The organism is Pseudomonas sp. Z3-8, assembly GCF_051131975.1.
In the GTDB taxonomy this organism is placed as follows: Bacteria; Pseudomonadota; Gammaproteobacteria; order Pseudomonadales; family Pseudomonadaceae; genus Aquipseudomonas.
On the sequence record NZ_CP071643.1, the window covers coordinates 4,184,311 to 4,202,486 of the forward strand.

The 18,176-nt window shown below is 62.5% G+C and carries 14 protein-coding genes; 5 read left to right on the forward strand and 9 right to left on the reverse strand.

Features of this window, described 5'->3' with window-relative positions; all coding sequences use genetic code 11:
- Window positions 1–155 precede the first annotated feature (155 nt).
- On the reverse strand, window positions 156–1,022 hold the full coding sequence (locus J3P94_RS19145; protein WP_434569241.1) for a pirin family protein: 867 nt from the start codon (window positions 1,020–1,022) through the stop codon (window positions 156–158).
- Between the two features lie 107 nt (window positions 1,023–1,129).
- Between J3P94_RS19145 and J3P94_RS19150 the strand changes: the two genes are divergently transcribed.
- A complete protein-coding gene (locus J3P94_RS19150) occupies window positions 1,130–2,035 on the forward strand; it encodes a LysR family transcriptional regulator (RefSeq protein ID WP_434574250.1) in 906 nt (301 codons plus the stop codon).
- A gap of 29 nt (window positions 2,036–2,064) precedes the next feature.
- On the opposite strand, the gene J3P94_RS19155 is transcribed toward J3P94_RS19150, so the two are convergent.
- From J3P94_RS19155 to J3P94_RS19175, 5 genes are all read right to left on the reverse strand, one after another.
- A complete protein-coding gene (locus J3P94_RS19155; RefSeq protein WP_434569242.1) occupies window positions 2,065–2,679 on the reverse strand; it encodes a response regulator in 615 nt (204 codons plus the stop codon).
- 134 nt (window positions 2,680–2,813) lie between these two features.
- Window positions 2,814–3,218 (reverse strand): hypothetical protein, encoded by a 405-nt coding sequence (locus tag J3P94_RS19160; RefSeq protein WP_434569243.1) that lies wholly within the window; start codon window positions 3,216–3,218, stop codon window positions 2,814–2,816.
- A gap of 171 nt (window positions 3,219–3,389) precedes the next feature.
- Window positions 3,390–7,034, reverse strand: a complete 3,645-nt coding sequence (locus J3P94_RS19165; RefSeq protein WP_434569244.1) for an ATP-binding protein — start codon at window positions 7,032–7,034, stop codon at window positions 3,390–3,392.
- A 266-nt stretch (window positions 7,035–7,300) separates the two neighbouring features.
- Window positions 7,301–8,635: a lysine N(6)-hydroxylase/L-ornithine N(5)-oxygenase family protein gene (locus J3P94_RS19170; RefSeq protein ID WP_434569245.1), complete on the reverse strand. Its 1,335-nt coding sequence runs from the start codon at window positions 8,633–8,635 to the stop codon at window positions 7,301–7,303.
- 142 nt (window positions 8,636–8,777) lie between these two features.
- A complete protein-coding gene (locus J3P94_RS19175; RefSeq protein ID WP_434569246.1) occupies window positions 8,778–9,260 on the reverse strand; it encodes a sigma-70 family RNA polymerase sigma factor in 483 nt (160 codons plus the stop codon).
- 425 nt (window positions 9,261–9,685) lie between these two features.
- On the opposite strand from J3P94_RS19175, the gene J3P94_RS19180 reads away from it, so the two are divergent.
- From J3P94_RS19180 to J3P94_RS19190, 3 genes are read left to right on the forward strand one after another with little or no spacing between them, the layout of a single operon-like run.
- The gene (locus J3P94_RS19180; protein ID WP_434569247.1) at window positions 9,686–10,834 is read left to right on the forward strand and encodes an efflux RND transporter periplasmic adaptor subunit; all 1,149 of its coding nucleotides are present in this window, start codon (window positions 9,686–9,688) and stop codon (window positions 10,832–10,834) included.
- The gene (locus tag J3P94_RS19185) at window positions 10,835–12,805 is read left to right on the forward strand and encodes a MacB family efflux pump subunit (RefSeq protein ID WP_434569248.1); all 1,971 of its coding nucleotides are present in this window, start codon (window positions 10,835–10,837) and stop codon (window positions 12,803–12,805) included.
- Between the two features lie 10 nt (window positions 12,806–12,815).
- Window positions 12,816–14,210, forward strand: coding sequence for an efflux transporter outer membrane subunit (locus J3P94_RS19190; protein WP_434569249.1), 1,395 nt, complete (start codon window positions 12,816–12,818; stop codon window positions 14,208–14,210).
- A gap of 49 nt (window positions 14,211–14,259) precedes the next feature.
- Here J3P94_RS19190 and J3P94_RS19195 read toward each other — a convergent pair whose 3' ends face one another.
- Both J3P94_RS19195 and J3P94_RS19200 read right to left on the reverse strand, forming a co-directional pair.
- On the reverse strand, window positions 14,260–15,222 hold the full coding sequence (locus tag J3P94_RS19195) for a nucleotidyl transferase AbiEii/AbiGii toxin family protein (RefSeq protein WP_434569250.1): 963 nt from the start codon (window positions 15,220–15,222) through the stop codon (window positions 14,260–14,262).
- Entirely contained in the window at window positions 15,203–15,610 is a 408-nt protein-coding gene (locus J3P94_RS19200; protein WP_434569251.1) for a DUF6088 family protein, read from the reverse strand. The genes J3P94_RS19195 and J3P94_RS19200 overlap by 20 nt, the downstream gene beginning before the upstream one ends.
- A 480-nt stretch (window positions 15,611–16,090) precedes the next feature.
- Between J3P94_RS19200 and J3P94_RS19205 the strand changes: the two genes are divergently transcribed.
- On the forward strand, window positions 16,091–16,339 hold the full coding sequence (locus tag J3P94_RS19205) for a DUF6124 family protein (RefSeq protein ID WP_434569252.1): 249 nt from the start codon (window positions 16,091–16,093) through the stop codon (window positions 16,337–16,339).
- A gap of 72 nt (window positions 16,340–16,411) precedes the next feature.
- On the opposite strand, the gene pvdP is transcribed toward J3P94_RS19205, so the two are convergent.
- Window positions 16,412–18,028: a pyoverdine maturation tyrosinase PvdP gene (gene pvdP, locus J3P94_RS19210; RefSeq protein ID WP_434569253.1), complete on the reverse strand. Its 1,617-nt coding sequence runs from the start codon at window positions 18,026–18,028 to the stop codon at window positions 16,412–16,414.
- Window positions 18,029–18,176 lie beyond the last annotated feature (148 nt).

Sequence of the window (18,176 nt, forward strand, 5' to 3'; positions counted from 1 at the left end):
CCCGGCGAACACAAAGTCAGGACCAACGCAAAACCATGTGGGAGCGAGCTTGCTCGCGAAGGCGGCCGTCCATTCAAAATTGATGCAAGCTGAACCGGCGCATTCGCGAGCAGGCTCGCCCCCACAGGTGAGGTCTACAGGGCTATGCGACCACTTCAGCCCTGCATCCGGCCGAAGCGCCCGGAATGGAAATCCTCGAAGGCCTGGAGGATTTCCTGCTGGCTGTTCATCACGAACGGGCCATGGCCGACGATGGGTTCATCGATGGGCTCGCCACTGAGCAACAGGACCACCGCGTCATGATCGGCTTGCAGGCTCAATTGGTCGCCGGCCCGTTCGAACAGGGCCAGTTGCCCTTGCTCGACGCGTTCACGGCCGTTGACCTGGACGGTACCGCGCAGCACTACCAATGCGGTGTTGTAACCGTCATGCACGGCCACGGTCAGGTGCTTCCCGGCGTTCAGGCGGATATCCCAGACGTCGATCGGGGTAAAGGTTTTCGCCGGGCCTTGATGCCCTTCGAAGGACCCGGCAATCAGGCGCAAGCTACCGGCTCCGTCCTCCAGCGCGATCTGTGGAATGTCGCCCTTGAGAATGGTCTGGTAGCCGGCCGGCGCCATCTTGTCCTTGGCGGGCAAGTTGACCCACAGCTGGACCATTTCCATGAACCCGCCCTGCCGGGCGAAGGCTTCGGAGTGGAACTCTTCGTGAATGATGCCGGACGCCGCGGTCATCCATTGCACATCACCGGGGCCGATCTTGCCGCCGCTGCCAGTCGAATCGCGATGTTCCAGTTCGCCCTGGTAGACGATGGTCACGGTTTCGAAACCACGATGAGGGTGCTGGCCTACGCCGCGTCGCTCGGTGGTCGGTGCGAATTCGCTGGGGGCCGCATGATCGAGCAGCAGGAACGGGCTGACATGTTTGCCCAGATTATCGTAGGAAAACAGCGTGCGAACCGGAAAGCCGTCGCCGACCCAATGAGGCCGCGGACTGGTATAGACGCCGGTGATGTTTTTCATGCTGAGTCTCCAATCGGGTGTTGCCATCGATGGAACAGCTTAAAACCGCAACCCTTGATGCGCTAGACTGCAAAAATCGGCCGTAGCGTTCCACCAGGAGAACGATCATCGAAGACCTCAACACCCTGTACTACTTCACCCAAGTGGTCGAACACGGCGGCTTCGCCCCCGCTGGCCGGGCGCTGGACATGCCCAAGTCCAAGCTCAGCCGGCGTATCGCCCAGCTGGAGGAGCGCCTGGGCGTCAGGCTGATCCATCGCACCAGCCGGCATTGTTCGTTGACGGAAATCGGCCAGGCCTATTACCAGCGCTGCCTGGCCATGCGGGTCGAGGCTGAAAGTGCCGCCGAAGTGATCGAACGCAACCGCTCGGAACCCCAGGGGCTGGTGCGCATCAGTTGCCCGACGGCGCTGCTCAACAGCTGGGTCGGACCGATGCTGACCCGCTACATGGTCAAGTACCCGCGGGTGGAGCTGTTCATCGAGAGCACCAACCGCCGCGTCGACCTGCTCCACGAAGGGTTCGATATCGCGTTGCGGGTCCGTTTTCCCCCGTTGGAAAACACTGACATGGTCATGAAGGTGCTGAGCAACAGCACCCAGTGCCTGGTGGGGAGCCCGGTCTATCGTGAAGGCCTGTCGTCCCCCGCCTCGCCGGCGGACCTCAATGGCCTGCCGAGCGTCCACTGGGGTTCGGCGCAACGTGAATACCAATGGGAGCTGTTCGGCCCGGACGGCACCCGCGCGCTGATCCGCCACGCACCGCGCATGGTCACCGACGACCTGCTGGCCTTGCGTCATGCGGTGCTGGCGGGCATCGGCATCGCCCACCTGCCCACGGTCGTGGTACGCGAAGACCTGGCCGCCGGACGCCTGGTGGAACTGGTGCCGGGCTGGGCACCGAAATGCGGGATCGTCCATGCGATATTTGCCTCACGCCGTGGCTTGCTGCCCTCGGTGCGAACCCTGATCGACTTCCTCGCCGAGGAGTTCAGCCAGAGCGACATGGCCTAGCGCATGCGGCAAGGCGCTCCCCACGGTCCCTACAAGTGATTGCGCTTGGCGAAATCCGACAGGCCCACCAGGGTTTTCAAGCCAAGCTTTTCCAGCAGGCGGGTCTTGTAGGTGCTGACCGTCTTGGGGCTCAGGAACAAAGCTTCGGCGACGTCCTTGCCGCGCATGCCCATGGCCAGCATCCGCAGGATTGATAACTCGCGGATCGAGAGACTCTCCAGCGCCTGCTGTTCGGTGCGCTGCTGGAAATCCAGGCGGACGGACATCTGTGGGAAATAGGAATAACCGGACTTCAATGCATGAATGGCCTTGGTCAATTCCTTCAGGTCGCTTTTCTTGGTGACAAACCCTCGGGCCCCCGCCGAGATACAGCGATTGCAGAAATGCTGGGCATCCTGGGAGGTAAACACCAGCACCCCGCATGACGGGAACTCGGCCATGATCCAGCTCAACAGTTCAAGGCCGTCGAAACCGTTCATTACCAGGTCCAGGATTACCAGGTCGGGTATGCCTTCCTTGATCAAGGCCCTGGCTTGCGCCACGTTGCTGGCATCGCGGACCTGCGCAGCCCCTTCATTCTGGCAAATGAGCCGCAACGCTCCTCGAATGACAGGGTGGTCGTCCACGATCAACATGTCTTTCACGGCAACTCCCTGGGTAATTACAAACGACATTGGTGCCAGACGGCATCGAACTCTTGCACAAGCGGTGGGCAGGATTCACCTGTCAGATCTGACAGGTGCGACCAGTGGTCATTGGCCCGGCGACAACCACCTCGTCAAGAGCGCGCCCGCTCGCTGATACGCGCTCCCTCGACACGAGCCATCAGGCAGGCCAGTGCAACAGGATCGGGCAACGCGGCCTGGCTCAGTTGCACGTGAGACCGGCGCCCACCTACCTGCGGCGACACGCCAGCCTGCGGCGTGTTGTAGATCAACCCGTGAAGCACCTGGGGGTTGTCGACCAGGAAATCGGCTAACTCCACTCCGCCACTTGCCAGTCGGGCATTGGCGACGATCACGTCGAACGGCTCGCTGCCATACTCCACCAGCAGCAACAATTCCTCCATGTCGTTCACCGGCGCAATCCGGAAATAACCCCGCTGGTTGAACAGGCGCTCAAGCTTCATTCGATGAAAATGCTCTGAATCGGCGATCATGATACGTAATGCTTTGTTCGGCATGACGGGCATCCAATGGCAACGCGACGGGTAAGGCGGCCCATGAACGTCAGGAGGCGTCAGGCTAGAGAAAGCTTCCAAACGACGCTGTAGGAAAAATCTTAAAAACCGGGTAAATGGCGCCCATGGCGCCGTCCTGCGATCGATATCCCCTCATGTCGGCCAGCAACCACCTCAACCTGACCAGAGCGACGATGCACGCAGCCGCCCGGTCAAATGTTCGAGCGCCTGCTGCAAGTCGCCCACCGCATCGGCCAATGACGACGCATCCCGCTCCCGGCAAGCGTCTTCCAGGGCATCGCACGCGCTAACCAGACCTTGCGCCCTGACCATCCGCGCCCCGCCCTTGATCCGATGCGCCAGGTCGGCGAGTCCGGGCAGATCATGCCGGGCGGACAAGCGCAGCAACTGCGCGGTGTCTTCGGTATTGCAGGTGACCAGTTCGCTGATCAGGTTGTTCAGCGCCTCCGTATCGCCGCCGGTCAACTGCGCCAGGCCGTCCAGGTCAAAATCATCCGTGGGCGCCTCGGGCTCCGCTTCAGGAATCCCTGCGGCCGGTTCCGGCAAAACCTGCGCCAGGCGTGCGCCGAGGACTTCGAGACCGATGGGCTTGAACAGGCAGTCGTTCATTCCCGCGTCGATGCAACGCTTCTTTTCTTCTGGCTGGGCATTGGCGGTGAACCCCAGTATCAATATCGGCGACAGGCCTCGCGCGCGCTCCTCTTCACGAATGGCTCGGGTCAATGCGTAGCCATCCATCAGGGGCATGTTGCAGTCGGTAATGACCATGTCGAAGCGCCCGGCGCGCCACGCTTGCAGGCCTTGCACACCCTCCGCAGCCTCCTCCACCCGATGGCCCAGGTAACTCAGTTGCTGGCACAGCAACAGGCGATTGGCCGGATAGTCATCGACCACCAGAATGGCCAGCGCCCGCATCGGCAACGACGCCTTGCCTCCGGCAAGCGGAGCCTGGAGCAAGGCGTCGAGCAGCGGCAGATCCAGCCGGATCTCGACCTGCGTGCCCTCCCCCGGCAGGCTGCTCATCGTCAGGGTGCCGCCCATCATTTCGCACAAGGTCCGGCTGATGACCAACCCCAGCCCGGAACCGCCGCGGGTCGACTCGCGGTTGTCGCCAACCTGGGTGAACGGCTGGAACAGCCGCTGCTGGTCTTCAAAGGAAATCCCGCTGCCGGTGTCTTCCACTCGCAGGCAAACAGCGAGTCGCCGGTCTTCGCTGCCGGGGACGGCCTCGGCGATCAAGCGCACCTGGCCCTGATCGGTGAACTTGATCGCGTTGCTGAGCAGGTTCGACAGCACCTGCTTGAAGTGCAACGGATCAATCAGCACGTCGCGGTCGAGCTCATCGTCCAGCGCCAATTGCAGGCCAAGGTGTTTCTGCCGGGCCAGGCCTTCGAAGATCCGCGCCACCGACTCGACCAGTTCCCGCAGGTTGGCGCGCTCCGGCGCCAGCGACATCCGCCCGGACTCGATACGGGCAACATCGAGGATGTCGCCGATCAACGCCAGCAAGCCATGAGCGGCGCCCGAAGCGACCTCGATGGCCGCCCGATCGACAATGCCTTCTTCGGCCTTTTTCAGCGCCATTTCGAGCATGCCGATCACTGCGTTCATCGGCGTGCGGATCTCGTGGCTCATCGTCGCAAGGAACGTGGTCTTGGCCCGGTTGGCGTCATCCGAACCGTCCTTGGCAATGCGCAATTGTTCGAGCAGGTGCTGGCGTTCGCTGACGTCGATCCAGCCGCCGATCATGCCACTGACCGCGCCGTCGCTGCCGCGATACGGCAGCATCCATTGATAGATGGTCAGCACCTCACCGTTGGCCACGGTCAGGCGGCGGTCCTGGACCCGTGGCAAGCCCTCCTCCATGACCCTTAGATAGTCATGGTGGTAGAGCCGCGCTTCGACCGGATCCCCCGGCGCGCTTTCGAGCAGGGTCTTGCCGACAACGCTCTGCCGTTCGGCACCGAATACCTCCAGGTAGCCGCTGTTGCACAACACTAGCCGCGCCTCGCGATCACGGACATAGATCGGATGCGGCGTACCATCGATCAATACCCGCATGAATTCCAGTTGGTCGTTGAGGGCGACTTCGGCCTGCCGACGCTTGCGTATCAGATGGCGCAGATAGCCGATCCAGCCCAGCGCCAGGAGCAACAGCAGTGCAGCGATGGCGAAGCCTTGGAGAACGGTGGCGCGGTGGCGCAGCCAATAACTGTCTTCCACAACGATTTCCGTACGCCAGCGGTTGGTCAGTTCGTCCATTTCCTCAGGGGCAACGCTGAGCAGCGCCTTGTCCAGGATCGAATGCAACTGCGGCGCGTCCCGGCGGGTGCCCAAGGCGATCAGCGCCGGCTCGGTACCGACGGTGCAGGTGATCTGCAGCGTGTCGCGGTACTGACGGGAGATCATGTAGCTGGCACTGAGCAGCGGGCTGATCGCCGCGTCCACCGCGCCGGAAGCCACCATGGCCAGGGCATCGGCGACATTTTGCGCAGGCACCAGTTGCACCTGGGGGAACTGCTGCGTCAGGTAATCAAGCAGCACATTGCCGCGCACCAGCGCCAGGCGCTTGCCAGCCATCTGCTCCGGCGTGACGGGGGCCTGGGTATCCAGGGCGGCCACGAGCACGTAGGGATTGCTCAAATAAGGTCGGGTGGAACTCAGTTCATCGGCGTAGTCGGAACCCGGCGGGAACGCCGCCACGACGTCGGCCTCGCCGCCCTTGACCTGCGCGATCAGATCCTCAAGCGACTCACCGTGCTGGATATCGAATTTCAGCCCGGTGCGCAGGGTGATCTTCGCCAGCACATCGGCACTGATACCGCGAAAGTGCCCCTGCTGATCAATGAACGTCAGCGGCATGAAATGATCATTGATCACCACCCTGATCCGCGGATGCGAGTCCAGCCAGCGCTGCTCGTTGACACTGAAATGCAGGCGCTGATGGCCGGGCATGCTTGCGCCCCCGGCACTCCAGCGGCGCAGGATCGCCATGCGCTCGGTGCCGGGAATGGCTTGCAAGGCGCTGTTGATGATCCGCAGCAGGCGCGTGTTGTCACGCGCCAGGGCAAACGCGAACGGCTGCACTTCCAAGCGTGAAAAATCGGCCAACTGGACGTTATTCAGGTAGTTCTTGGTGATCAGGTAATGGGCACTGATCGAGTCCCCCAGATAGACGTCGGCCTGGCCGAAAGCCACGGCACCGATGGCGCTCAGGGTCGACGGGTACAGCTGCAGCGAAGCCTTGGGGTAAAAAGCCTTGACCGCCTCAGGGGGCAGATAGTGATAGAGCATCGCCACCCGCTTGCCCGCCAGGTCCGGCGCGAGCTTGCGATTGTCACCGGCACGGGTCACCAGGGTCGGCTGGTCATCGGCGTAGGCCTGGGACATCGCCAGTTCCGGGTCGCCAGCCTCGAAGCCATTGGCGCTGCCGAGCATGTCGATTGCACCGCCGCGCAGGGCCTGCAGCGCCTCGGCCCGCGACGGGTACCGGCGCACCTGCACATCGACCTGCAACAACTGACCGAGCAACCCGGCGTAATCGGCGGTCAGGCCTTCGTATTCATGGCCATTGCCGGTGATACCGAACGGCGCATAATCCGGCGCCGAGGCGCCCAGCAGCAACGAGCCCTTGCCGCGCAGCCAGGCCCGGTCGGCTGCGTCCAGTGACACCGAATAACCGCTCACGGTGGAACGCCCAAGCACCTGCAGCGACTCGGGCGCAGCGACGGTCTCCGGCGCCATGCTCAATAAACCCAGCCACAACGCCGCCAGGCTCATGCGTGAAAACACAATCATCGGATCAGAGGGTTTCGCCTGGCCTTGGCAGAGTTGGCGCGGAAGCGCCACCGAACCTGGGTGAAAATAAGGTTCTGCCTGCCAAAGCAAGGGAACAGCGAACCGTCAGCGTGCCTGTAGAAAAATACAGCAAGCGTGACTGGAGTGTAGGAAGTTTCTGAGGAATTTCCTGATGTGTTATCGATTAAATAACATCGCTCAGGCGCAGACGGTGATCCGTGGTATTGCGCCCAAGCGCAGCCCGGGATCGCCGCCTGCGGCACACCTTATGCCGTGGCCAGCAATTGTTCCCGTACCGATTGGCCCAGGCCGCGTTCCTTGCCGTGCTCATAGAGCGAGCCGGCGATTTCGTCGGCGCGCACCGGCAGGATCGACAGCAAGGTGTCGCTCAAACCATGGCTGGCCTGACAAAAGCCCTGCATGTAGATGGCGGCCTTGCAGCGCTCATCGGTGATCAGTTTGTAGTTGCGATCCACCTCGAAATCGCCGAGGTATTGCGCCAGCGGCTCCAGCAAGGTGCGGTGCATCTGGCGCTCGTAGCCGGTGGCGAGCACCACCGCGTCATAGCGCCGGTTTGTCAGCTCGCCGGTGGCGTTGTTGCGCATGGCCAACTCCACGCCATTCTCCGTGGCCGTGGCTTTTTCGATCGTGGTCAGGGTACGGAACGCATGGCGGGCGATGCCCGAGACTTTCTGGCGGTAGAAAATCCCGTAGATGCGTTCGATGAGATCGATGTCGACCACCGAATAATTGGTGTTGTGGTATTCATTGACCAGCCGCTCGCGCTCGCTGTGCGGTTGCTGGAACACCAGGTCGGTGAACTCCGGCGAAAACACTTCGTTGACGAACGGGCTGTCGTCGGCAGGCTTGAGGGCCGAGCCGCGCAGGATCATGTCGACCTGCGCCGATGGGAAGCTGTCGTTGAGGTCGATGAAGGCTTCGGCTGCGCTCTGGCCGCCGCCGATGATCGCGATTTTCATTGGCTGGCCGCTCACGCACGGTTGGGTTGCCATGCGCTCCAGATACTGCGAGTGATGGAACACCCGCGCATCTTCCCTGAACCCTTTGAACGCCTCGGGGATGCGCGGCGTGCCGCCAGCGCTGACCACCACCGAACGCGTGGTGCGCACACACTCCTCGCCCCGTCCGTTGCGGGAAATCACCCGTAGCGCTTCAACCTGCTGGTTGTGCAGCACCGGCTCGATGCGCAGCACCTCTTCGCCGTAGCGGCTCTGGCCGGCGAACTGCGCCGCCACCCAGCGCAGGTAGTCGTTGTACTCCATGCGACACGGGTAGAAAGTGCCGAGGTTGATGAAATCCACCAGGCGGCCATGGTGCTTGAGGTAATTGACGAACGAGTACGGGCTGGTCGGGTTGCGCAGCGTCACCAGATCCTTGAGGAAGGAAATCTGCAATTCGCTCTGGGTCACCAGTGTATTGCCGTGCCAGCGGTAGTCGGCCTGTTTGTCGAGGAACAACACATCCAGTTCGCCCTGGACCGGGCCACGTTCCTGAAGCGCGATGGCCAGCGCCAGGTTCGAAGGGCCGAAGCCGATGCCGATCAAATCGTGAACGGTGGGCGCTGCAATTGCCTGTGTCATGTCCAGTGTCCTCTGGAGAAGCCCCTTAACAGGGCGCGAAAGCCTGGGTGACTTGAGCGGCCCGCACTAGGCCGTCAGTCGTCTGTTGAGAGGAACGAGGACAATGAAGGAAAATTTACCACCGAGAATCAGCGAGGGTGAATCAGGACGCGTCCCACTGCCGTACGCGAATACGACAATGCTTCATGGCATTGACGATGTGTTTCTCCACCAGCGCCCTGGAAATACCCAGGCGCCCGGCGATCTGCGAGTGAGACAGCCCTTCGAGTTTGCGCAGCAGGAAGCTCTCGCGGCACAGCGGCGGCAACTCGGCCAGGGCCCGTTGCAGCATGTCCAGGCGCTGGCCGTGGTCCAGGCTGGTATGGGGCGATGGGGTGAAGAACCGTTCTTCGCTGTCGAGCACATCGAGGGATTCGACCTGGCGCAGGGTGTTGCGCCGATGCCCGTCGATCACCAGGTTCAGCGCGGTGCGATAAAGGAACGCCCGGGGCTGCTCGATGGGGGTTTCGCTGGCGCGCTCCAGGACCCGCACGTAGGCGTCATGCACCACATCTTCGGCCGCCTGGCGGTTGCCTAGCCTGGCGTTGAGGAAACACACCAGTTCGCGATAGTAGTTTTCCAACATGACTCCCGTGCGCAGCGACTGCGACAGCTATCCCTGTGCCACTCGGCATGCCTGAAAAAGGCATGGCAGGATAGTGGCAGGCTCAATCGCGTAATTTATAGTAATTCTCATATAGATTTAAAGCGTTGGTTTGTATCAAGGCCGATTCGTTCATCTGATTGGGCATTAAACCCGCCTTTGTGGCGAGGGAGCTTGCTCCCGCTGGGGCGCGAAGCGGCCCCAAAACCTGAGTGCACAATTTTTATCGGGTTGCCTGCCTTGGGCCTGCTGCGCAGACCAGCGGGAGCAAGCTCCCTCGCCACGGGGTTCAACTGTTACGCAGTATTTCCCCCGCTAAATTCCCGCCGGTAACGCTCGTTTACCAGAACAGCCCCCCGTCCCTGCTGCTCTTGCGACGGACCCGATATCACCGGCCGGAACCCTGCATGAAACGTCCCCGCCTCACCCGCCCCGCCTGGCTCCTGACTTTCGCCCTGCTACCGGCCGTGGCCTTCGCCGCGTGGCAAGCGGTTACGCCGGACCACGGCCCCGTCGCCACCGCGGCCGTCACCCGTGGCGATATCGAAAACAGCGTCACCGCCCTCGGCACCTTGCAACCGCGGCGTTATGTAGACGTCGGCGCCCAGGCCTCCGGGCAGATCCAGAAGATCCATGTCGAAGCCGGCGACGAGCTTCGCGAAGGTCAGTTGCTGGTGGAAATCGACCCGTCCACGCAGAAAGCCCGGCTCGACGCCGGACGTTTTTCCATCGAAAACCTCAAGGCCCAACTCCAGGAACAACGCGCCCAGCACGACCTGGCGCAACAGAAATTCCGCCGTCAACAACAGCTCAAGGCCGGCGGAGCTACTCGCGAAGAGGATGTGCAGACGGCGCAGGCCGAGGTGCGGGCGACCCAGGCGCGCATCGACATGTTCCAGGCGCAGATCCGCCAGGCCCAGGCCAATCTGCGCAGCGACGAGGCCGAATTGGGCTACACCCGGATCTATGCGCCGATGAACGGCACCGTAGTTGCCGTCGGCGCCCGGGAAGGCCAGACCCTCAACGCCCAGCAGCAAACCCCGCTGATCCTGCGCATCGCCCGGCTGTCACCGATGACGGTCTGGGCCGAAGTCTCGGAAGCCGACATCGGCCACGTCAAACCTGGCATGACCGCCTACTTCACCACCCTGGCCGGCGGCAACCGGCGCTGGAGCAGCACCGTGCGACAGATCCTGCCGGTGCCGCCGCGTCCGCTGGAAGCCAGCCAGGGCGGCAGCCCCTCCGGTGGCCGCAGCGGCAGCGAACGGGTGGTGCTGTACACCGTTCTGCTGGACGTGGACAACGCCGACCGCGCCCTGATGACAGACATGACCGCCCAGGTATTTTTCGTCGCTGCCCAGGCCAAGGACGTGTTGACCGTGCCCATCGCCGCGTTGCAGGACGCGAGCCAGGTGCGGGTGCTGGCCGACAATGGCGACATCCAGCCAAGGACCGTTCGCACCGGCGTCAGCGACCGCTTGCGCACGCAGATCCTCGACGGCCTGAGCGAAGGCGATCGTGTGCTGATCGGCCCGGCCAGCGGCAGCGGAGGCTGAATGAGTACGCCCCTGATCGAACTGCGGGACATTCGCAAGGCCTACGGCGGTGGCGACAGCCCACGGGTGGAAGTGCTGCGGGGTATCGACCTGTCGATTCACGCCGGGGAGTTCCTGGCGATCGTCGGGGCGTCCGGCTCCGGCAAATCGACGCTGATGAACATCCTCGGCTGCCTCGACCGTCCCACCAGCGGCGAGTACCGCTTTGCCGGTGAGAACGTCGCCCGACTGGGCAGCGACGAACTGGCCTGGCTGCGCCGGGAGGCGTTCGGGTTTGTGTTCCAGGGCTACCACCTGATCCCGTCCGGCACGGCCCAGGAAAACGTCGAGATGCCGGCCATCTATGCCGGCACCTCGGCCGCCGAGCGTCATGCCCGGGCCAGCGCCCTGCTCGAACGCCTGGGCCTGGCGAGCCGCACCGGCAATCGTCCCCACCAGCTGTCCGGCGGGCAGCAACAGCGAGTGTCGATTGCCCGGGCCTTGATGAACGGCGGCCACATCATCCTCGCCGACGAACCTACCGGCGCCCTCGACAGCCAGAGCGGCATCGAAGTCATGGCGCTGCTCGACGAACTGGCGAGCCAGGGCCACGTGGTGATCCTGATCACCCACGACCGCGAAGTGGCGACCCGGGCCAAACGCATCATCGAAATCCGCGATGGGCTGATCATCAGCGACAGCGCCACCACCACAGCCAGCGCACCACAAGCCAACCCCAAGGCGTTGCAGGCGGTGGATCTGCGCCGGCGCCTGAGCGCCGGCAGCGAGCACAACGGCGCCTGGAAAGGCGAACTGGTGGACGCCGTCCAGGCCGCTTGGCGTGTGATGTGGATCAACCGTTTTCGCACCGCCCTGACCTTGCTCGGCATCGTCATCGGCGTGGCCTCGGTGGTGGTGATGCTGGCGGTGGGCGAAGGCAGCAAGCGCCAGGTCATGGCCCAGATGGGCGCCTTCGGCTCCAACATCATCTACCTCAACGGCACCGCGCCCAACCCGCGCGCCGCCAAGGGCATCATCAGCGAACAGGACATCGCCGCCCTCGCCGCCCTGCCCGAAGTGCAACGCATCATGCCGGTCAACGGCAACAACGCCAACGTGCGTTTCGGCAACCTCGACCACACCAGCTACGTGGGCGGCAACGACACCAATTTCCCGACCATCTTCAACTGGCCGGTGGCCCAGGGCAGCTATTTCAGTGACGCCGATGAACGCAGCGCGGCGGCCGTGGCGGTGATCGGCCACAAGGTCCGGCAGAAGCTGCTCAAGGACGTCGCCGATCCCATCGGCCGTTACATCCTGATCGAAAACGTGCCGTTTCAGGTGGTCGGTGTACTCGCCGAAAAAGGCGCCAGCTCGGGGGATTCGGACGCCGACAACCGCATCGCCGTGCCCTACTCCGCCGCCAGCGTGCGTCTGTTCGGCAGCCGTCATCCTGAATACGTGGTGATCGCCGCTCGCGACGCGGCCAAGGTCAAGGAGGCCGAGCAGGCCGTTTCCCGTACCTTGCTGCGACTGCACAACGGCAAGCAGGATTTCGAGCTGACCAACAACGCCGCGATGATCCAGGCCGAGGCCCGCACCCAGGGCACGCTGTCGTTGATGCTCGGGGCCATTGCGGCAATCTCGCTGCTGGTGGGCGGCATCGGCGTGATGAACATCATGCTCATGACGGTGCGCGAGCGGACCCGGGAAATCGGCATCCGCATGGCCACCGGTGCCCGCCAGCGCGACATCCTGCGCCAGTTCCTGACCGAAGCGGTAATGCTCTCCGTAGTCGGTGGATTGGCCGGCATCGGCCTGGCCCTGCTGGTGGGCGGCGCGTTGCTGCTGGGCAAAATCGCCGTGGCGTTCGAATGGCTGGCGGTGTTCGGCGCCTTCGGTTGCGCGCTGGTCACCGGCGTCGTCTTCGGTTTCATGCCGGCCCGCAAGGCCGCTCGCCTCGACCCGGTCGCGGCCCTTACCAGTGAATGAACCCTTCTCTATGAAAGCGCACCTGACCCTCCTGGCCGCCAGCCTGCTGCTGGCGGCCTGCGGCACACCTTTGTCGACACCCGACAGCGGCATCGAGCCGCCCTCGGCCTGGCAAACTGTCGATACGCCCAGTGCTCATGTCGATAACCAACAATGGTGGAAGCAGTTCGGCAGCCCGCAACTTGATCGTTTGATCGAACAGGCGCGCCAAGGCAGCTTCGACCTCGCGGCCGCCATGGCCCGGGTTCGCCAGGCCCAGGCCAGCGCGGTGATCGCCGGCGCGCCGTTGCTGCCGGAAATCCGCGCCGGGCTCAACGGCAATCGCCAGGAGTTGCTGCGGGGCAAGGGCTACAGCCAGTTGGACGTGGATCGGAACAACCGCACCATCGACTACTACGATGCCCACCTCAGCGCCAGTTATGAAGTGGATTTCTGGGGCGGCAAACGGGCGGCGCGGGACAGTGCGCTGAGCGCGTTGTCGGCCAGCCGGTTTGACCGGGCGACCGTGGAGCTGACCCTGCTCAGCGCTGTCGCCAACAGCTACACCCAGGCCTTGTCGCTGCGCGAACAGCAGCGCATCGCCGAACTGAACCTGGCCAACGCGCAAAACGTGCTCGACCTGGTGCAGACCCGCTACGACGCCGGCAGCGCCACGGCGCTGGAACTGTCCCAGCAAAAAAGCCTGGTGGCGACGCAGCGGCGCCGATTGCCCCAGGTGCAACAACAGGCGCGGGAGGCGTTGATCACCCTGGCGGCGTTGCTGGGCCAGCCGGTGCAATCACTCAAGCTCGACGATGAAACCTTCGACGCCTTGCACTGGCCCGCCATCGACGCGGGCGTACCCAGTGACCTGCTGCGCCGGCGCCCCGACATCGCCGCCGCCGAAGCACGCCTCGCCGCCGCCCAGGCCGACATCAGCGTGGCCCGCGCCGCCCTGCTGCCCTCGGTCACCCTGGGCCTCAGCCTGGCCACCGGCGCCGACATTGCCGACCAGTTGCTGCGCAACAACGTCTACAACCTCAGCGCCGGCCTGGCCGCGCCAATCTTCAACAACGGTCGCCTGCGGGCCGAACGGGACAGGGCCACCGCGCGCCAGGAAGAACTGCTGGAAACCTACCGCGCCGCGATCATCAACGGTTTCGCCGACGTCGAAAAAGCCCTGAACGGCATCCAGGGCCTGGACCAGCAACGACAATGGCAGAGCGAAGAACTGCACCAGGCGCAAACCGCTTTCGACATCGCCCAGAGCCGCTACCAGGCCGGCGCCGAAGACTTGCTCACCGTACTCGAAACCCAACGCACGCTGTACGCCGCCCAGGACATGAACGTGCAATTGCGCCTGGCACGAGTGCAGGCGAGCGTGGCGTTGTACAAGGCGCTGGGTGGGGGTTGGCGGGTGATGTAAGTAAAGCCAAGTGAGATCGAGAACCGCGGCCAGCTATCCTGTCAGGAATTCACAGAGTCCGGATTAACGCCTCGGCGTGCTCACGAAATACAGCAAAAGCCTCATCGAAGCTTGGGCGGACGGAGCCAAAAATCAGCGGTATCAGCCTAGCGTCATACTGGCCACGAATCACCGCGTCCGAGTTTATTTGATTCAAGGCGCCCTGCATAACCTTCCCAGGGTCGGCGGCGAACGGAGGGAACTGCCGACCAAATTCAGCAGCATCGAACTCGACCAGCTTTTTGAAACCGTGGGCGGCTCGTTCGCTGACAGCAGGATCGCCAACGCTTATGCAATATACATCATAGATATGACGTACCAATGTATCGTCCCATGGCTGAATCATGGCCCCGCCTTGGTGTTGAGCATAACGTCGAAGAAATGAAATGACTTTTTCCGCGAGTGTTTCTTCAACCGCCACGCACGGAATGGTTCCCAGGTGTCCAGGCCTTGCGGCGAGTCTTTCCACCAGGTGTTCCAACGGTCGCCGAGTCACTTCAAATTGGGGAGTTCGTGCGGTCAGTTCGAGGCTCAGATAAGGCCGCAAACTGGCATCATGAGGATATCGGGGAGCATATTGCCAACGACTGGAGAAATATCGGTTTTCATTGCGGGCGATACGCGCGTCCATGGTTTCTTCGAAGCCAAGCTTAGCGAGGACCTGGCAGACCTCAGCCTTCAGTTGGCTGAGGTGTCGCTTTTGAGCCGAAGCACTGAACGTGTTCGACTCATCCCATACGATCTTCAAGTCAACGTCTTCTGACATGCGCTCGATCAATCGATAAGCCTTGGACAGGCTCGTCCCACCACAAAACACCAGTCGAATGCCTGGGAACTGCATTTCCATCAGGCGCTGCAAGGCATCTGTTACGTGGATGTCTTTTTCCAGGATGCTGGCGGTAAGAAAACCGACGTCAACCTCTGCCAGTACCGCGTCAATTAATTCGACCTGCTCAGGCGTGATGGTTTTCATAGACTACGTAACGCCCACCAAAACCGAGCTTGCGATTGATACGGCGTAAGCCTGTGTCAAAAACAATGCCGGCGGGTAGCTGCAAACTGTCGCTGGCATTGTATTCACGCAATGCGCGCCCTGCCGTGATCTTCACGCCAAGCTTTTGCAGAGCCAGGGGCGCCAGAACTTCAAGCGGACGTATCGGGATCGGCTTGCCGGTGAGGATACTGGTTTTAGCTTTTGCAAAGACACCAATGCCAAGTCTGACCAACACACCGCTAGCGACCAGATGACGCAATGCTCGAGATACTTGCGCGGGGCTGCCGAACTTGGAAAATTCAGAGCGCAGAAACACGTCATCCTTTCGCAAGGCGATTGATCTCCTGATACGCTCCTCGATAACCATGCCTCACCTCAAACAGCACCTAGGTACAAAAACAACATAACTATATGTTTTCTATAGGTTTTTTAATACGAACCGTGCTCATACTTGCTCAGTATAGATCAGCATCAGGAGTACATGCCAATTCATTCGGCTTTGGTTCTGTTTATCCGGCCATGTAAGCCGTCCGAGCGAGGCTACGTTGCCTTGCGTCATTGCCTACAACTACGCCAGAATCCGCCGGCTTGTGCGCCTGCCACTCTGTCGATAACTTGTACCTCGTCACTGCCCATCAGTGATCGGGTCTGCAAGCCCGGCGAAATACCAGGCGCATTGCCACAAGCCAATCGACATATCCGTGTCGCTCAATGGCGGCTGTGTGCGGGAGACCTTCGGGTCTGCCGGGTTCCTGGTTTCCCGGTCTTGCAGACCCGCGCATAGCTGCCACCCATCATCTGCAAGTGATGTTCTGGCAGCGCCTTGTTCATAATCAGGAGCTGCACAATGTTCAAAGCCACCCCCAATCCCCCCGAAGAATCCCCCAGCCCGTTATTCACCGTCGCAGCAGACGCCGACATCGAATGCCTGCTCGCCAACCTCAGCGAAACCCTCGCCTCGGCGAATGCGATGGCCAGCGACCTTGCCTTCGCCCTGGAAGGCTCGCGACGGCATTTGGCGTTGGGGATCCAGCAGATGATCGAGCTCGGCGAGCTCCTGGCAAACCGCGCCCTGGACATTGCCGCGCCGCGCTAGCACCTCAAGCCAAGTGAAACCCGTGGCGAGGGAGCTTGCTCCCTCGCCACAAGGTGTCGCGCAAAGGAAAAGTCAAACCGGCTTGGACTTCAGATTACGCGCGTACCACGGCCGTTGCGGCACGCGGCGCAACAGTCTGGAGAGTTTGTCGTCATCGCTGCCAAAGGTGATGCGCAGCGCCAGTTTCATGGTTTCCGGGTCCATTTCCACCGAGCGGCCGACCTGCAGCCCCGGCGTGGTGCTGCAGCCATGGGTGTCCGGGCCCAGCCAGGGGTCGGCGATTTCCACCCAGCGGCCCGGGGCGAACCAGGGCACGCCGTTGACTTGCAGCCGGCTGACTTCGCCCGGATGGAAACGCTCGTGGGCGCGGAACCAGTCTTCGAGGCGATCGTCGATCCAGCCGTGGAAGGCCCAGAACACCGGGCTCACGTGAGACGAAAACGGATCGCCCAGGAAATCGTTCTCCGGTTCGAACCAGCGCTGGGCGAAGTCCGCCTGATCACGGGCGAACGGCACCGGATGACCGTTGGACGGGTCCCTGGGCACCGAGGCCCAGCGCATGTGCAGCCAGTCATGCAGGCCCAGTTCTACCTCGGAACCGAACTGGCCCAAGGTCAGCTTCGACAGGTAGCGCGGGTCGCGATAGCGCGACTCCCAGACCTGGAAATTGCTGTGGTAGGTCTCGGCGGTCTTGATGTCGCTGACCCATTGAGCGTACTGCTCGTCGCCACGGGCCAGCCAGGTCGGCGGCAGTGCCGTGCCGTCGACGTTATCGAAATACCGGGCAAAGCCCAAGCGATCACGTTCCAGCTCCGGTTGCGGCAAGGGGAAACGCGGCCATGACGGTAACGACTGGAACGAACGCGCCGTGCCGAGCATGTGCCGATGCATGAAAAAGAAATCCACCCCCGAGCCGTTGCGATCCTTGCGCGGCCCACGGGCGTCACGCTCGTTGTCCCGTGGACCGGGCTGCCAGCCAAGGCCGCGCAGGGCATTGCGCTTGTCTTCGTCGAGGGTGTGCCATTTGTCCCGCGAGGCGTGCCAGAGCTGGTGAAACAGGCGGTGCTCGGGCGAGACCAGCCAGGCCAAGAGCTTCGGGCTCAGCGGTATGCGCTCCCTGGCTTCGGGAAAGCGCAGCTTGACGGCGATGAACTGATTGTCGAGTTCCGGCTCGGCCAGCGGGCGGTCCAGGCGCAACACCCGGCCACTGAGGGTGGCGGTGCCGGCATTGCCGAAACCGGCCCAGACTTCGTCCAGGGTCATGATGAACTCATAGTCCGGCGCGTCATGTTCGCTGCCGATCAGTCGCCAACTCAACTGCTTCGGGTCGCTGCCGGCCAGGTCGCCCAAGACCCGATAACGCGGTTCGCCCCCGGCACGCAGGCGTTCGGCGGTGTCCAGGCAGCCCACCAGGCCACGGCCCTTGTGGGCGATGTCGAGAAACACTTGCAGGCCGTCGCCGGGCAAACCGTCGAGACCGGCATCGCGACCGGCGAAACGGATCGTCCAGATACCCCGCAGCGTGTTGGCCCGGCGCTGGCCCGCCACATCCGCCACATCGAACGACGCCTCGCCGGGAGTAATGGTGGGGTCCGGCCGGGTCAGTTCACGGCGCCCGTAATACACCGCAGGCACGGCGGCCCCGGTCAGCGCCAGGCCTGCCATGAACCATCGTCGAGAAATCGTCATTGCCTTACCTGTGTTCGCCCTCGCACGGGCTTTATCCAAGCTAGGACGATGGCTGGGCGGACAAATTTATAGCGAGCTGCGAGGGCCTCATCGCGAGCAAGCTCGCTCCCACAATGGGTCTGGGTACATTCGCAGAAGATAGGTTGGT

What these genes read in the sequence shown, in the direction of transcription:
- J3P94_RS19205 (WP_434569252.1), top strand. Translation starts at nt 16,091, where the DNA reads ATGTTCAAAGCCACCCCCAATCCCCCCGAAGAATCCCCCAGCCCGTTA.
- pvdP (WP_434569253.1), bottom strand. Translation starts at nt 18,028, where the DNA reads ATGACGATTTCTCGACGATGGTTCATGGCAGGCCTGGCGCTGACCGGG.
- J3P94_RS19160 (WP_434569243.1), bottom strand. Translation starts at nt 3,218, where the DNA reads ATGCCGAACAAAGCATTACGTATCATGATCGCCGATTCAGAGCATTTT.
- J3P94_RS19170 (WP_434569245.1), bottom strand. Translation starts at nt 8,635, where the DNA reads ATGACACAGGCAATTGCAGCGCCCACCGTTCACGATTTGATCGGCATC.
- J3P94_RS19190 (WP_434569249.1), top strand. Translation starts at nt 12,816, where the DNA reads ATGAAAGCGCACCTGACCCTCCTGGCCGCCAGCCTGCTGCTGGCGGCC.
- J3P94_RS19185 (WP_434569248.1), top strand. Translation starts at nt 10,835, where the DNA reads ATGAGTACGCCCCTGATCGAACTGCGGGACATTCGCAAGGCCTACGGC.
- J3P94_RS19195 (WP_434569250.1), bottom strand. Translation starts at nt 15,222, where the DNA reads ATGAAAACCATCACGCCTGAGCAGGTCGAATTAATTGACGCGGTACTG.
- J3P94_RS19165 (WP_434569244.1), bottom strand. Translation starts at nt 7,034, where the DNA reads ATGATTGTGTTTTCACGCATGAGCCTGGCGGCGTTGTGGCTGGGTTTA.
- J3P94_RS19145 (WP_434569241.1), bottom strand. Translation starts at nt 1,022, where the DNA reads ATGAAAAACATCACCGGCGTCTATACCAGTCCGCGGCCTCATTGGGTC.
- J3P94_RS19200 (WP_434569251.1), bottom strand. Translation starts at nt 15,610, where the DNA reads ATGGTTATCGAGGAGCGTATCAGGAGATCAATCGCCTTGCGAAAGGAT.
- J3P94_RS19180 (WP_434569247.1), top strand. Translation starts at nt 9,686, where the DNA reads ATGAAACGTCCCCGCCTCACCCGCCCCGCCTGGCTCCTGACTTTCGCC.
- J3P94_RS19175 (WP_434569246.1), bottom strand. Translation starts at nt 9,260, where the DNA reads ATGTTGGAAAACTACTATCGCGAACTGGTGTGTTTCCTCAACGCCAGG.